The following is a 14,971-nucleotide window of genomic DNA, read 5'->3' on the forward strand; positions in this document are numbered from 1 at the left end:
TTTTAAAATACATAAAAAATGAAGTGATTCATGTTGAATAGGCATCGATATATCATGTATAACGATAGGTTTAAAGGTATTTTTGTTTGGAAATGAGTTCATTATTTTCAGAAAGGAAGTGCAAACATGATTAGTCAGTCAACGTTATTTTTATTCATACTACTTATTATAGGACTTATTGCGAAAAACCAATCGCTTACTGTGGCTATTGGTGTGTTATTTTTATTGAAGTTTACGTTTTTAGGAGATAAGGTCTTTCCTTATTTACAAACGAAAGGAATTAACCTAGGTGTAACGGTCATTACAATAGCGGTGCTCGTACCGATTGCGACGGGGGAAATAGGTTTTAAACAACTTGGAGAAGCGGCAAAATCTTATTATGCGTGGATTGCTTTAGCTTCAGGTGTAGCGGTCGCTTTGTTAGCGAAAGGCGGCGTACAATTGTTGACAACGGATCCCCACATTACAACTGCGCTTGTTTTTGGGACAATTATAGCGGTTGCGCTATTTAATGGGGTTGCTGTTGGTCCGTTAATTGGGGCTGGAATTGCCTATGCGGTTATGAGTATTATACAAATGTTTAAATAAGGAATTTTATAGTAATATAAAATTTTTGAATTCTTTCTGTTCACAAAAGTCAGATAATTGTTTATAATAGGATTAGAAACTTTGAAAAGTTACATAACAGCAGAGACTTTACACCAGATAAAATAAAAACAACATAAAACAATTTTATAATGATATTGTTTTATGTTGTTTTTATCATAAAACTCTTCGGAATTAATTTTCCTCACTAACTTGTTGTTTTGAGCGTGAGGATTCGGGGAGACATTCACGCTCATGCTTTCCATGTAAACAATGGACAATAAGAGGGGAACATCGCAACAAATTTGCATGATCGTGCATTTTGCTTGCCTAAAGAGTGAACGGGCGTTCATAATTCAAAAGGGGAGCAAATAGATATAAGGAGCAAGGTTGGGAGAATTTTCAGGAAAAGGAGAGAATGTCATGACTGTTATTCGAGGTTTAGAAGGGGTAGTAGCAACAACATCATCTGTGAGCTCTATTATTGATGATACATTAACTTATGTTGGGTATAATATTGATGATTTAGCTGAGAATGCTACGTTTGAAGAAGTAGTGTACTTATTATGGCACCGCAAGCTTCCTAATGAAAAAGAACTAGCAGAATTTAATGAAATTGTATCAGAATACTATAAAGTTCCAGGTGAGATTTTAACATATTTGAAACAAGTAGATTTAAAAATTGCACATCCGATGTCTGTTTTACGAACTGCAATTTCCATGCTATCATTATACGATGAGAGCGCTGAAATTATGGACGAAAAGTCCAATTATTTGAAAGCGGTTAAATTACAGGCGCAAGTAGGAACTTTAGTTGCTGCTTACGCGAGAATCCGTAAAGGTTTAGATATTGTTGAGCCAAGAAAGGATTTATCATTAGCTGCAAACTTCTTGTACATGTTAAATGATCGCGAGCCAAATGAAGTTGAAATTGAAGCTTTTGATAAGGCGCTTGTACTTCATGCAGATCATGAGTTAAACGCTTCTACATTTACTGCACGTGTTTGCGTAGCTACACTTTCAGATGTATATTCTGGTATTACAGCAGCAATCGGTGCATTAAAAGGTCCTCTTCACGGTGGGGCAAATGAAAATGTAATGAAGATGTTAACTGAGATTGGTGAAGAAGAAAATGTAGAGTCATATATTCATAATGCTCTTCAAAATAAAGTGAAAATCATGGGCTTTGGCCACCGTGTGTATGAGCAGGGTGATCCACGTGCAAAACACTTACGTGAAATGTCTAAGAGATTATGCGTGCTTTTAGGAGAAGAGAAATGGTATAATATGTCTATCAAAATTGAAGACATTGTAACAAAAGAAAAAGGTCTTCCACCAAATGTTGATTTCTATTCAGCTTCTGTATACCATTGTTTAGGAATTGACCATGACTTATTTACACCTATTTTTGCAATTAGCCGTATGTCAGGCTGGTTAGCTCATATTCTAGAACAATATGAAAACAACCGTTTAATTCGTCCGCGTGCTGATTATAATGGACCAACGCATCAAGTGTATGTTCCAATTGCACAACGATAAGCGAATAACACTATTTTGATAGTGAAAATACGCTTTCAAAAGTCTGATTTTTTCGGAAAGATGTAATGATTAGAATATTTTAATTTGACTAACGGTTTGAACTGAGGGGTTATTCCCTCAGTTTCATACATATGAAATTTCAAACATGGGGGTTATCACATTGACGACAGGTGAAAAAATTACTGTAACTAATGGTGTTATGAATGTACCAAACAATCCGATTATTCCATTTATCGAGGGAGATGGAATTGGTCCTGATATTTGGGCAGCTGCATCTCGCGTACTAGAAGCAGCAGTTGAAAAAGCTTATGATGGTGAGAAGAAAATCGTTTGGAAAGAAGTGCTTGCAGGGGAAAAAGCATTCAACCAAACAGGCGAGTGGTTACCAGAAGAAACTTTAAACTTAATTCGTGAATATTTAATCGCGATTAAAGGTCCACTTACAACTCCAGTTGGCGGTGGTATTCGTTCTCTAAACGTAGCACTTCGTCAAGAATTAGATTTATATGTATGTCTACGTCCAGTTCGTTATTTTGAAGGTGTTCCTTCACCTGTAAAACGTCCGGAAGATACTGATATGGTTATTTTCCGTGAAAATACAGAAGACATTTATGCTGGAATTGAATATGCGCAAGGATCTCCAGAAGCAGAAAAAGTTCTTGCTTTCTTAAAAGAAGCAATGGGTGTTAATAAAATCCGCTTCCCAGAAACATCTGGTATTGGTATTAAGCCAATTTCAGAAGAAGGGACAAAGCGTCTTGTTCGTGCTGCAATTCAATATGCAATTAACGAAAAACGCTCTTCTGTTACATTAGTTCATAAAGGAAACATTATGAAATTTACAGAAGGTGCTTTCAAAAACTGGGGTTACGAAGTAGCGGAACAAGAATTCGGCGACAAAGTATTTACTTGGGCTGAATACGATCGTATCGTTGAAAAAGATGGTAAAGATGCAGCGAATAAAGCGATGGCAGACGCTGAAGTGGCTGGAAAAATCATCGTAAAAGATTCTATTGCAGACATCTTCTTACAACAAATTTTAACTCGTCCACGTGAGTTCGATGTTGTTGCAACAATGAACTTAAATGGTGACTATATCTCTGATGCACTTGCTGCACAAGTAGGTGGAATTGGTATTGCACCTGGTGCAAACATTAACTATGTGACTGGACATGCTATCTTTGAAGCTACACACGGTACAGCTCCAAAATATGCAGGTTTAGATAAAGTAAACCCATCTTCTGTTCTTCTTTCAGGTGTATTATTATTAGAACACTTAGGATGGAACGAAGCTGCGAAATTAGTAACTGCTTCTGTTGAGAAAACAATTGCTTCAAAAGTAGTAACTTATGATTTCGCACGCTTAATGGAAGGTGCAACAGAAGTGAAATGTTCTGAGTTCGCTAATGAACTTATTAAAAACATGGATGTAGCGATAATCAAAAACGCATAATTAAAGCGGGGGGTAAATTATGACAATCAAACGCAAGAAGGTTTCAGTCATCGGTGCAGGGTTTACAGGGGCAACAACGGCATTCTTATTAGCACAAAAAGAACTTGCAGATGTTGTATTAGTGGACATTCCACAACTGGAAAATCCAACAAAAGGGAAAGCGTTAGATATGTTAGAAGCGAGCCCAGTACAAGGTTTTGATGCTAACATTATTGGAACATCTGATTACGCAGATACTGCTGATTCTGACGTTGTCGTTATTACAGCAGGTATTGCACGTAAGCCTGGTATGAGCCGTGATGACTTAGTAGCAACAAACTCTAAAATTATGAAAAGTATTACGCGCGACATTGCAAAACATTCACCAAATGCAATTATTGTTGTGTTAACAAATCCAGTTGATGCAATGACATATTCTGTATTTAAAGAAGCAGGATTCCCGAAAGAGCGTGTAATCGGCCAATCGGGTGTATTAGATACAGCTCGTTTCCGTACATTCATCGCACAGGAATTAAATCTTTCTGTCAAAGACATTACAGGATTTGTTCTTGGCGGACACGGTGACGACATGGTACCTCTTGTGCGTTATTCTTATGCAGGCGGTATTCCGTTAGAAACGTTAATTCCAAAAGAGCGTTTAGAAGCAATCGTAGAACGTACACGTAAAGGTGGCGGTGAGATTGTAGGCTTATTAGGAAACGGTAGTGCATATTACGCACCAGCAGCTTCTTTAGTTGAAATGACAGAAGCAATCTTAAAAGATCAACGCCGTATATTACCAGCTATTGCGTACCTTGAAGGTGAGTATGGTTATAGTGACCTTTACTTAGGGGTACCAGTAATTCTAGGTGGTAACGGAATTGAAAAAATTATTGAATTAGAACTTCTTGCAGATGAAAAAGAAGCGTTAGATCGCTCTGTAGAATCTGTACGTAATGTAATGAAAGTTCTTGTTTAATAATTGAATAGTAGTGAAAAAGATTCGGGATTCCGAATCTTTTTCTACTATTTACCGAATTGTTTTTTTGAAATAATATGAAAACGCTATCATTTGTAATATCCTATAATGAAACTGTAGATTTATACTATACATTGCCCTCATCATAGTAAATTTCGGATAAGGTATCGCCTTTAGTAGGATAATAAGGTGAAAAAATCGGAGGGGGTTGTAACATGTTAAAGAAAAAAGTTCAAATTGGTCGTAAAATGGATGAAATTACAGTAGGAGAGAAATTATCTATCACTGAAAAAATTGAGGATAAAGATTTGTTATTGTACTTAGGGTTAACGAATGATGCCAATCCATTATATATTCAGCATGATTACGCATCCCAAACTCCGTATGAAAAGCCGATTGTACCAAGCATTATGCTAACGGGAATGATTACAACGGCGGTTACGAAATATTTACCGGGTCCAGGAAGTCATATTACGAGAAAGGACCTTACATTCGTGAAACATGTTCACCATTATGAAACGTTACAAATCCACTTTGAAGTTGTGGCTGTTTCTGAGGAGGAACATACAATTGATATGCTTGTGTCTGCTCATGATGAAAAAGGAGAAACTGTTGTGAAAGGTTCATTAACAGTAACGCCACCTTTTAAATCAGTTTCTATTATGGAAAAAGCATTAGATAATTTTTAAAAAGATGAAAATATGAATAGCGCTAGCATACCTTTAATAAGGATGCTAGCGCTATTTTTAGTTGAAGAACCCTTCTTTGAACCCTTCAGCAAATTCTGAGCACCCCGTTTTAATCGTATCCCAGCTCGGAGCGTTAAAAGCAAGGATACATGTGACTGCTAAAGATAGAATGGATAGTATTAGTCGCATAATAGACCTCCGTATATTATTAATTTATATATTAAGATTAATGATATAATTATCGGTAATTGAAGTCAATTAAAGGAGTGGTTTTTTAGGTGAGGTGGAAAAGAGAAGACGTGATCTTTGAAACGGTAAGAGAAGCTGAAGTGTGGGCAGACGGGGTTGCGAATGAAATGTACGGGAGAGTATTTGATGGATATGAAACACCAGATTATAAAATAGCGTATGCTCTTTCGTTTTTCCTAGCACAAAATCAAGATTTTATAGTTCATACGGAAGTGAGCTTTAAAGAAGAGAGAGCAATCTATAAAGTTTGGCAAAATCCTGTGTAGTTGCAGGTGAATCGTAATTACTTCTATTTTCTCAATTCTACACAAACGATCTCCATGAATAGACAATTATATTGAGAGGGACCTTGTTTTCTAGTATGATGAGAATAACGGGGAAAATACTAGGATGAAGAAGGTTTCAAGTCTATAACTTGGAGGAAAAGAATGAACAATCGTATTTTAGTAGTTGATGATGAGGAATTTATCTTAACTTTAATCGAATTTAATTTACAACAAGCTGGGTTTGAAGTTATAACAGCGATGGATGGAGAAATGGCGCTTCAAAAAGCGACAACAGAACGCCCAGATTTAATTATATTAGATTTAATGCTTCCGAAAATGGATGGTATGGAAGTGTGTAAAGAATTACGATTGCAGCGCGTTATGACGCCGATTTTAATGTTAACGGCAAAAGATGATGAGTTTGATAAGGTGCTAGGCCTTGAACTTGGGGCGGATGATTATATGACAAAGCCATTTAGTCCAAGAGAAGTTGTTGCTCGTGTGAAGGCGATTTTGCGTCGTACGAAATTACAACAAGAAGAACAAGTTGCAGAAGCGCCAGATGAAGATAGCATCACAATTGCAGAACTTAAAATTTTACCGGAATTTTATGAGGCTTATTTCCAAGGAAGAAAGCTTGAATTAACACCAAAAGAATTTGAACTACTTGTGTATCTTGCGAAAAATAAAAGTCGCGTGTTGACACGTGATCAATTACTAAGTGCTGTATGGAATTACGATTTTGCTGGTGATACACGAATTGTTGATGTTCATATTAGCCATTTGCGCGATAAAATTGAACAAAATACGAAAAAACCGACGTACATTAAAACGATACGTGGTTTAGGATATAAATTAGAGGAGCCAAAAGGGAATGAATAAATTTCGTTCCAGGCTTCTTTTTACATTTGTTTCTCTTATTGTATTTATTTTAGTTGGACTAGGTTTATTACTAGAAACTGTGTTTGAAAACTACTATATAGATCATGCTAAAGAGAGAATGGTAAAAGAGACAGAGTATGTTGCGACGTTAGCAGAAGAGCAAGGTTTTGATAATGTCTTAAAAAACCCATACATATTTGAAAAGTTAGAAGAAAAAATACCAGCTTCTATCGTATTTTTGGATGAAAAAAAGAAAGTTCAATATAGAAAAGGACAAGAATTGGCATTTAGTCCAGAGACGATTAAAGAACTTTCTTCGGAAGTGGCAAAACAACGAAGTAAAGTGATTACGAAAGAAACGGATCGAAAGAATGAATTTTATCATGCGGTGTTCGTTCAAGATGTAGAAGGAAAACAAGGATACATTTTGGTGAAAAGTATAATTGATCCTTTAAGAGACGTACATCAAAAAACGTGGGGATTATTAATTATCGGATTTGTCATTGCTTGTCTCGTAGTTGTATTTTTAGGTATGAAAATTACAGGGCAATATATTAGGCCAATTGAATCGGTTACGAAAGTTGCAATTGAATTGGCAAAGGGTAATTATAAAGCACGTGCATACGAAAGTCATTCGGATGAAACAGGGATGCTGAGTAAAGCGATTAATATTTTAGCTCGAAATTTACAAGAGATGACACTTGAACAAGAAATGCAGCAAGATCGTCTGCATACGTTAATTGAAAATATGGGAAGCGGAATGATTTTAATTGATAGCCGAGGATATATAAACCTTGTAAACCGCTCTTATAAGGAAACTTTCCACGTAACAGATGAAGAATATTTAGATCGCTTATATTATGAATCGTTTCATCATACAGAAATTATTGAGCTTGTAGAAGAAATCTTTATGACAGAAGTGAAAGTGCGTAAACAAATGTTATTGCCACTTGGAATTGAACGGAAGCATTTCGAAGTATATGGAGCGCCGATTATCGGGACAAACCATGAATGGAAAGGGATTGTTCTCGTATTCCATGACATAACAGAGTTAAAGAAATTAGAACAAATGAGAAAAGACTTTTTAGCGAATGTTTCTCATGAATTAAAGACACCGATTACTTCTATTAAAGGTTTTTCAGAAACACTCTTAGACGGAGCGATGGATAATAAAAAATTCTGCGAACATTTCTTGCACATTATTTTAAAAGAAAGTGAGCGCATGCAAGGATTAATTGAAGATTTATTAGATTTGTCGAAGATCGAACAACAAGGATTTAAATTAAATATGGGAACCGTTGATATGAAGGGGCTGCTTGAAGATATTCATATGGTACTTGATAATAAAGCAGGAGAAAAAGAAATCTCTTTACAAGTTAATGTATTAAAACGTGCCTCTGTTATTGGAGATCCAAGTCGTTTGAAACAAATCTTTATTAATTTAATTAATAACGCAATCGTATATACACCGGCTGGAGGCGTTGTTTCAGTAGAGTTAGCGGAAGATAAATATAATGCTTATATAAAAGTATCGGATACTGGAATTGGTATTAGTAAAGAGGAAATTCCGCGTATTTTTGAACGTTTCTACCGGGTGGATAAAGCGAGAAGTAGAAATACTGGTGGTACCGGCCTTGGATTGTCGATCGTAAAGCATTTAGTTGAGGCGCATCAAGGTACGATTACAGTAGATAGTGAAGTTGGAGAAGGGACAACGTTTACAGTTGTTTTACCGAAATCAGCAACTGAAAAATAGGATGAAGGATGTTTACAATATATTAACAATGGCTTAATTAAATATTAATAAAGCTCTGTTAATATAATACATGAAAACCCCTTCATCCAAGGAGTAATTTTGGACGAGAATAGTTAAGCTGTTCTCGTCACTTCCCTTTATGCCAATATAAGTCTGTTGTATATATGAAAGAAAATAGCCGTTATTTTTCTTCTCTCTATTAGTCATGTTAATATAGAGAGAGGAAAGGAACGGTTTTTTTCTGTGAAAAAAATCATTTCAAATTTGTATGGGGAGGTTTCAATTTTGGAAAAAAAGGTCGTATTAGTAGATGGTAATAATATCGCGTATCGTGCTTTCTTTGCACTACCGCTTTTAAATAACGACAAAGGTATACATACGAACGCAATTTACGGTTTTACAATGATGTTAATGAGAATATTAGAGGAAGAAAAGCCAACTCATATGTTAGTGGCGTTTGATGCAGGCAAAACAACGTTCCGTCATAAAACGTATAGTGAGTATAAAGGAGGACGTCAAAAGACTCCACCTGAATTATCAGAGCAGTTCCCGTTTATTCGTGAGATGCTGGATGCGTTCAATGTACCGCGTTATGAATTAGAAAATTATGAAGCGGATGACATCATGGGAACGTTAGCGAAAGAAGCGAGTGAGCAAGGGGCGAGTGTAAAAGTTATTTCAGGAGATAAAGATTTACTTCAACTTGTTTCTGATAACACGCTTGTATGTATTCCGCGAAAAGGGATTACAGAAGTGGATGAATATACGAAAGAAGCTTTATTTGAAAAATACAGCTTATCACCAAAGCAAATTATCGATATGAAAGGTTTAATGGGAGACCAGTCAGATAATATACCGGGTGTACCAGGAGTTGGTGAAAAAACGGCAATTAAATTGTTAACACAGTTTGGAACGGTTGAAGCGGTGTATGAAAATATAGATCAAGTAAGTGGGAAGAAATTAAAAGAAAAACTGGAAGAAAATAAAGAACAAGCTCTTATGAGTAAGGATCTTGCAACTATTATTACAGATGCGCCGATTACAGTTCATGTGGATGATATGACGTATAAAGGATATGAAGCAAGTGATGTCATTCCAATGTTCGAGAGTTTAGGATTTACATCTCTTTTAAATAAATTAGGCGTTACGCCAGAAGAAACAGCTCCAGCTGAATTAGATGATATTACATTTGATATTGTGGAAGAAGTTACAGAAGAAATGCTTCAGCAAGATAGTGCGCTTATCGTTGAAGTACAAGAAGATAACTATCATAAAGCAGACATTCAAGGTTTCGGTATTCAAAATGAAAATGGATGTTACTTTATTCAGACAGACATTGCTCTTAAGTCAGATGCTTTTAAAGAGTGGCTTGCAGATGGAGAAATGAGAAAGCATACATTTGATGCGAAGCGTGCAATCGTTGCACTGAAATGGAATGGGATAGATATGCAAGGGATTGACTTTGATCTATTAATCGCTGCTTATTTACTTGACCCGGCTGATACAGATAAAGATTTCCGTACTGTAGCGAAAATGAAAGAAACGCATGCTGTGAAATCAGATGAAGAAGTTTACGGAAAAGGTGCGAAGCGTGCTGTTCCAGAGTTAAAGGTAGTCGCGGAGCATGTGGCTCGTAAAGTGCATGTATTATATGATGTAAAGCAAACATTCGTTGAAGAGTTAAAGAAGAATGAGCAATATGAACTGTTTACAGAGTTAGAATTGCCGCTTGCACGTGTATTAGCTGATATGGAAGTAAAGGGTGTAAAAGTTGATACAGAGCGTCTTCGTAATATGGGAGAAGAACTTGCGGGTAGATTAAAGGAAATGGAACAGGAAATCTATAAGCTTGCGGGAACAGAGTTTAATATTAATTCACCGAAGCAGCTTGGTGTTATTCTGTTTGAGAACTTAAACTTACCGGTTATTAAAAAGACGAAAACAGGTTATTCTACGTCAGCTGATGTACTAGATAAGCTTATGAATCACCATGAAATTATTCCAAATATTTTACATTATCGTCAATTAGGGAAACTAAATTCAACTTACATTGAAGGTTTACTGAAAGTTGTACATGAAGATTCATCTAAAATTCATACTCGCTTTAATCAAGTGTTAACGCAAACAGGTCGATTAAGTTCAACGGATCCGAACTTGCAAAATATCCCGATTCGATTAGAAGAAGGAAGAAAGATTCGTCAAGCATTTGTTCCATCAGAAGAAGGATGGATTATGTATGCGGCTGATTATTCACAAATCGAACTGCGTGTATTAGCTCATATTGCAAATGATAAAGGGCTAGTTGAAGCGTTCCAACATGACATGGATATTCATACGAAAACAGCTATGGATGTATTTGGCGTTGAAAAAGATGAAGTAACTTCAAATATGAGACGACAAGCGAAAGCTGTTAACTTCGGAATTGTGTATGGTATTAGTGATTATGGTCTTTCACAAAACTTAGGAATTACAAGAAAAGCAGCAGCGGAATTTATTGAAAAGTATTTAGAAAGTTTCCCTGGTGTACAAGAATACATGGAGGACATCGTAAAAGATGCGAAACAAAAAGGATATGTAGCTACCTTATTAAATCGTCGCCGTTATATTCCAGAAATTACGAGTCGTAATTTTAACTTGCGTAGCTTCGCTGAGCGTACAGCGATGAATACACCAATTCAAGGTACTGCAGCAGATATTATTAAAAAAGCGATGATTATTATGGCAGATCGTTTAGAAGAAGAAGGATTACAAGCGCGTCTTCTTCTGCAAGTACACGATGAATTAATATTTGAAGCACCAAAAGAAGAAATCGAAAAATTAGAGCAGCTTGTACCAGAAGTAATGGAGCATGCAATTGAACTGGCAGTTCCACTGAAAGTTGATTATTCTTACGGTCCAACTTGGTACGACGCAAAATAAGGAAGTGATGAAATGCCTGAATTACCAGAGGTTGAAAACGTCAGACGGACACTTGAAAATCTTGTAACAGGAAAAACAATTGAAGACGTCATTGTTACCTATCCCAAAATAGTAAAACGTCCAGATGATGCAGAAATCTTTAAAGAAATGCTAAAAGGCGAGACGATTGAAAATATAAAGCGAAGAGGAAAGTTTTTGCTTTTATATGTAACGAATTATGTCATTGTTTCACATTTGCGTATGGAAGGAAAATTTTTACTGCATCAAGAGGATGAACCAATTGATAAGCATACGCACGTCCGTTTCTTATTTACAGATGGAACTGAATTACATTATAAAGATGTGAGAAAGTTTGGTACGATGCACCTCTTTAAAAAAGGTGAGGAAATGAATCAAATGCCTCTAGCTGACTTAGGTCCAGAGCCATTTGATGCTGAATTGACACCACAGTATTTACACGAGAGATTGCAAAAGACAAATCGGAAAATAAAAGTTGTACTGTTAGACCAGCGTCTTTTAGTAGGGCTTGGAAATATATATGTAGATGAAGTTTTATTCCGTTCTCAAATTCACCCAGAACGAGAAGCGTCTTCTTTAACAGCGGAAGAAATTGAGCGGATTTATGAGGCGACTGTTACAACGTTAGGCGAAGCCGTGAAACGTGGCGGAAGTACAATTCGAACGTATATCAACTCACAAGGGCAAATTGGCTCATTCCAAGAACTTCTAAATGTATATGGAAAAAAAGGAGAACCGTGTGTGACTTGCGGTACGATATTAGAAAAAACAGTTGTTGGCGGAAGAGGAACGCATTACTGCCCGATTTGTCAGCCTAGAATATAGAAAAGAGATAACATCGGATAGGCATTTGTCATATACATACAGCAGAGCTATGTATAAGGGAGGAGCTTACCGATGTACCTTTATTTATCTCTTATTTTATTAGCTTTTACATTAAGCTTAGATAGCTGTAGTGTAGGGCTAACATATGGTTTAAGAAGCGTAAGAATTCCACTAAGATCAATTATAATTATCGGAATGTGTTCAGCGGCTGTTATGCTTGTTTCAATGGGAATTGGACATATGATCGCGAAAATATTTTCACCTGTTATCGCAACGCGTATCGGTGGGCTTGTTCTTATTGGAATAGGGATTTGGGTATTATATCAATTTTTTCGAAGTGAGAAAAAAGAAGAACCGAAGCAAGAGGAGAAGGTCTGGAAATTAGAGATTGCCTCGCTTGGGTTAGTAATTCAAATTTTACGGAAACCGACTGTAGCAGATTTCGATAAATCAGGCACCATTTCTGCAGGAGAAGCATTGCTTCTTGGTATCGCTCTTTCTGTAGATTCATTCGGTGCTGGAATTGGTGCGTCTTTATTAGGGTATGCACCTGCTATGATGGCGATATTAGTTGCAATTATGAGTTCCTTGTTTTTATTTATTGGAATGAAACTTGGAACGGTTTTATCGAATATGAAGTGGTTACAAAAATTTACATTCCTGCCTGGAGTATTACTCATTATTATTGGAATTTGGAAAATGTAAGTATGGGCGTGGAACATTAGTTTCGCGCCTTTTATTATGAGGAGGATTATATGATGACAGTAGTAATTGGATTAACAGGAGGCATTGCAAGTGGAAAAAGTACAGTATCTCAAATGTTTCGTGAACTGAGCATACCAGTTATTGATGCAGATATTATTGCACGAGAAGTTGTAGAGCGAGGAAAACCAGCATATAACAAAATAATAGAAGTATTTGGAACGGAAGTATTACAAGAAGATGGAGAACTAGATCGTCCAAAACTAGGAAGTGTCGTTTTCTATAATGAAGAAAAACGATTGCAGTTAAATAAAATTGTTCATCCTGCAGTGCGTGAGGAAATGAATAGGCAAAAGGAAATGTACATAAAAGAAGGTATGCAAGCGGTTGTGTTAGATATTCCTCTCTTATTTGAAAGCAAATTAACAAGTCTCGTTGACCGCGTTTTAGTTGTAGCGGTTAAGCCGCATACGCAATTAGAGCGTTTAATGAAACGAAATAACTTTTCAGAAGAAGAAGCAACAGCTCGTATTCAATCTCAAATGTCGTTAGAAGAAAAAGTGAAAAATGCAGATGAAGTGATAAATAATGATGGCACAATTATGGAAACGAAAACACAATTGCAGGTAATTTTAAAGAAGTGGAACATTATTGACTAAAAAATTGTGAAATTAATGAAAATGCTTAGTGACATATCTCCTTTTTGTGTTATACTATTATTGGGATTGGAGATAAATAGTATAACGCATTCAAGGGGGATAACATATTATGACTCGTGTGGCAATTAATGGATTTGGACGTATTGGGAGAATGGTATTTCGTCAAGCAATAAAAGAAAGCGCATTCGAAATTGTAGCAATCAATGCAAGCTATCCATCTGAAACGTTAGCACACTTAATTAAATATGATACAGTTCATGGCAAGTTTGACGGAACAGTAGAAGCATTTGAAGATCACTTATTAGTTGATGGAAAAATGATTCGCCTTTTAAACAACCGCGATCCAAAGGAATTGCCTTGGACAGATTTAGGTGTTGAAGTTGTAATTGAAGCAACTGGTAAATTTAATTCAAAAGAAAAAGCAATTCTTCACGTTGAAGCTGGAGCGAAAAAAGTTATTTTAACAGCGCCTGGTAAAAATGAAGATGTAACAATTGTAGTTGGTGTGAACGAAGACCAATTAGATATTACAAAACATACTGTTATTTCAAATGCATCTTGTACAACAAATTGTTTAGCGCCTGTTGTGAAGGTGTTAGATGAGCAGTTTGGAATTGAAAACGGTTTAATGACGACAGTTCACGCTTATACAAATGACCAAAAAAATATTGATAACCCACATAAAGATTTAAGAAGAGCACGTGCTTGCGGACAATCAATCATTCCGACAACGACAGGTGCTGCGAAAGCGCTAGCAAAAGTTCTTCCACATTTAAACGGAAAACTTCATGGTATGGCACTTCGTGTACCAACACCAAACGTGTCTCTTGTTGATTTAGTAGTAGATGTAAAACGCGATGTGACAGTTGAAGCTATTAACGATGCATTCAAAACTGTTGCAAACGGTGCGTTAAAAGGTATTGTAGAATTCAGCGAAGAGCCTTTAGTATCTATCGACTTTAATACAAATACACACTCAGCTATTATCGATGGTTTATCTACAATGGTAATGGGTGATCGTAAAGTGAAAGTACTTGCTTGGTATGATAACGAGTGGGGTTACTCTCGTCGTGTTGTAGATCTTGTAACGTTAGTTGTTGAAGAGTTAGCGAAACAAGAAAATGTGCAACACATTTAAGTGAATAAGGGAAGAGAGGGCAAGACGATATTTGCCCTCTTTTTTTAATTTTTTCTGAAAAGGAAAAAAATTATATAAGTATATTTTAAAAAGTGGACATACCACGAAACGTTGTGATTACTGCATTTGTGAATCGTTTATTTTTTTTAGGGAAAAGTAAAGAGGAAAATATGACAGAAAATCGAAAAAACTGTTGTTGCAAAATGAAAATAAACAAAGTATACTAACACTCGTAAACTTAAGAGCTGAGGTACGTAGTCACTACTTAAAGGGTTAGGACCTCTCTGGACTAACTTTCCCCCGTGGTAGTGGAGCAAGCCAAATTGCAAATTA

At 36.2% G+C, this 14,971-nt stretch carries 14 protein-coding genes; 13 read left to right on the plus strand and 1 reads right to left on the minus strand.

The window, feature by feature from the left end; genetic code table 11:
• Window positions 1-126: 126 nt before the first annotated feature.
• The 5 genes from MR136_RS00835 to MR136_RS00855 all read left to right on the plus strand — a co-directional run bounded on the left by MR136_RS00835 (window position 127) and on the right by MR136_RS00855 (window position 5,224).
• Window positions 127-588, plus strand: coding sequence for a DUF441 domain-containing protein (locus MR136_RS00835; protein WP_000625507.1), 462 nt, complete (start codon window positions 127-129; stop codon window positions 586-588).
• A 387-nt stretch (window positions 589-975) separates the two neighbouring features.
• Window positions 976-2,124: a citrate synthase gene (gene citZ / locus MR136_RS00840; RefSeq protein WP_000503652.1), complete on the plus strand. Its 1,149-nt coding sequence runs from the start codon at window positions 976-978 to the stop codon at window positions 2,122-2,124.
• Between the two features lie 160 nt (window positions 2,125-2,284).
• The gene (gene icd, locus MR136_RS00845; RefSeq protein ID WP_000206898.1) at window positions 2,285-3,577 is read left to right on the plus strand and encodes an NADP-dependent isocitrate dehydrogenase; all 1,293 of its coding nucleotides are present in this window, start codon (window positions 2,285-2,287) and stop codon (window positions 3,575-3,577) included.
• A 19-nt stretch (window positions 3,578-3,596) separates the two neighbouring features.
• A complete protein-coding gene (gene mdh, locus MR136_RS00850; RefSeq protein ID WP_000153230.1) occupies window positions 3,597-4,535 on the plus strand; it encodes a malate dehydrogenase in 939 nt (312 codons plus the stop codon).
• A gap of 215 nt (window positions 4,536-4,750) precedes the next feature.
• Window positions 4,751-5,224 (plus strand): MaoC family dehydratase, encoded by a 474-nt coding sequence (locus MR136_RS00855; protein WP_000914180.1) that lies wholly within the window; start codon window positions 4,751-4,753, stop codon window positions 5,222-5,224.
• Window positions 5,225-5,281: 57 nt separating this feature from the next.
• Here the strand turns inward: MR136_RS00855 and MR136_RS28385 are convergent, their stop codons facing one another.
• Window positions 5,282-5,413: a hypothetical protein gene (locus MR136_RS28385; RefSeq protein ID WP_001237022.1), complete on the minus strand. Its 132-nt coding sequence runs from the start codon at window positions 5,411-5,413 to the stop codon at window positions 5,282-5,284.
• Between the two features lie 89 nt (window positions 5,414-5,502).
• On the opposite strand from MR136_RS28385, the gene MR136_RS00860 reads away from it, so the two are divergent.
• From MR136_RS00860 to MR136_RS00895, 8 genes are all read left to right on the plus strand, one after another.
• The gene (locus tag MR136_RS00860; RefSeq protein WP_001267383.1) at window positions 5,503-5,739 is read left to right on the plus strand and encodes a hypothetical protein; all 237 of its coding nucleotides are present in this window, start codon (window positions 5,503-5,505) and stop codon (window positions 5,737-5,739) included.
• Window positions 5,740-5,901: 162 nt separating this feature from the next.
• Entirely contained in the window at window positions 5,902-6,621 is a 720-nt protein-coding gene (gene phoP / locus MR136_RS00865) for a two-component system response regulator PhoP (protein WP_001065220.1), read from the plus strand.
• Window positions 6,614-8,377 carry a sensory box histidine kinase PhoR gene (gene phoR / locus MR136_RS00870; RefSeq protein ID WP_001032102.1) on the plus strand — a complete coding sequence of 588 codons (1,764 nt, stop codon included), beginning with the start codon at window positions 6,614-6,616 and terminating at the stop codon, window positions 8,375-8,377. The genes phoP and phoR overlap by 8 nt, the downstream gene beginning before the upstream one ends.
• A gap of 285 nt (window positions 8,378-8,662) precedes the next feature.
• Window positions 8,663-11,296, plus strand: coding sequence for a DNA polymerase I (polA, locus tag MR136_RS00875; protein WP_142391044.1), 2,634 nt, complete (start codon window positions 8,663-8,665; stop codon window positions 11,294-11,296).
• 12 nt (window positions 11,297-11,308) lie between these two features.
• Window positions 11,309-12,139, plus strand: coding sequence for a DNA-formamidopyrimidine glycosylase (mutM, locus tag MR136_RS00880; protein WP_001114480.1), 831 nt, complete (start codon window positions 11,309-11,311; stop codon window positions 12,137-12,139).
• Between the two features lie 72 nt (window positions 12,140-12,211).
• On the plus strand, window positions 12,212-12,844 hold the full coding sequence (ytaF, locus tag MR136_RS00885) for a sporulation membrane protein YtaF (protein ID WP_098582950.1): 633 nt from the start codon (window positions 12,212-12,214) through the stop codon (window positions 12,842-12,844).
• Window positions 12,845-12,897: 53 nt separating this feature from the next.
• Window positions 12,898-13,500 (plus strand): dephospho-CoA kinase, encoded by a 603-nt coding sequence (coaE, locus tag MR136_RS00890; protein ID WP_000219307.1) that lies wholly within the window; start codon window positions 12,898-12,900, stop codon window positions 13,498-13,500.
• 109 nt (window positions 13,501-13,609) lie between these two features.
• Window positions 13,610-14,638, plus strand: coding sequence for a glyceraldehyde-3-phosphate dehydrogenase (locus tag MR136_RS00895; protein WP_000198974.1), 1,029 nt, complete (start codon window positions 13,610-13,612; stop codon window positions 14,636-14,638).
• Window positions 14,639-14,971: the final 333 nt, after the last annotated feature.

The organism is Bacillus cereus group sp. BfR-BA-01311 (assembly GCF_022664295.1).
In the GTDB taxonomy this organism is placed as follows: domain Bacteria; phylum Bacillota; class Bacilli; order Bacillales; family Bacillaceae_G; genus Bacillus_A; species Bacillus_A cereus.

Excerpts from the sequence above, each read along its gene's own strand:
- MR136_RS00835 (WP_000625507.1), top strand. The coding sequence starts at position 127 with ATGATTAGTCAGTCAACGTTATTTTTATTCATACTACTTATTATAGGA.
- mdh (WP_000153230.1), top strand. The coding sequence starts at position 3,597 with ATGACAATCAAACGCAAGAAGGTTTCAGTCATCGGTGCAGGGTTTACA.
- MR136_RS00855 (WP_000914180.1), top strand. The coding sequence starts at position 4,751 with ATGTTAAAGAAAAAAGTTCAAATTGGTCGTAAAATGGATGAAATTACA.
- MR136_RS28385 (WP_001237022.1), bottom strand. The coding sequence starts at position 5,413 with ATGCGACTAATACTATCCATTCTATCTTTAGCAGTCACATGTATCCTT.
- phoP (WP_001065220.1), top strand. The coding sequence starts at position 5,902 with ATGAACAATCGTATTTTAGTAGTTGATGATGAGGAATTTATCTTAACT.
- phoR (WP_001032102.1), top strand. The coding sequence starts at position 6,614 with ATGAATAAATTTCGTTCCAGGCTTCTTTTTACATTTGTTTCTCTTATT.
- mutM (WP_001114480.1), top strand. The coding sequence starts at position 11,309 with ATGCCTGAATTACCAGAGGTTGAAAACGTCAGACGGACACTTGAAAAT.
- ytaF (WP_098582950.1), top strand. The coding sequence starts at position 12,212 with ATGTACCTTTATTTATCTCTTATTTTATTAGCTTTTACATTAAGCTTA.
- coaE (WP_000219307.1), top strand. The coding sequence starts at position 12,898 with ATGACAGTAGTAATTGGATTAACAGGAGGCATTGCAAGTGGAAAAAGT.
- MR136_RS00895 (WP_000198974.1), top strand. The coding sequence starts at position 13,610 with ATGACTCGTGTGGCAATTAATGGATTTGGACGTATTGGGAGAATGGTA.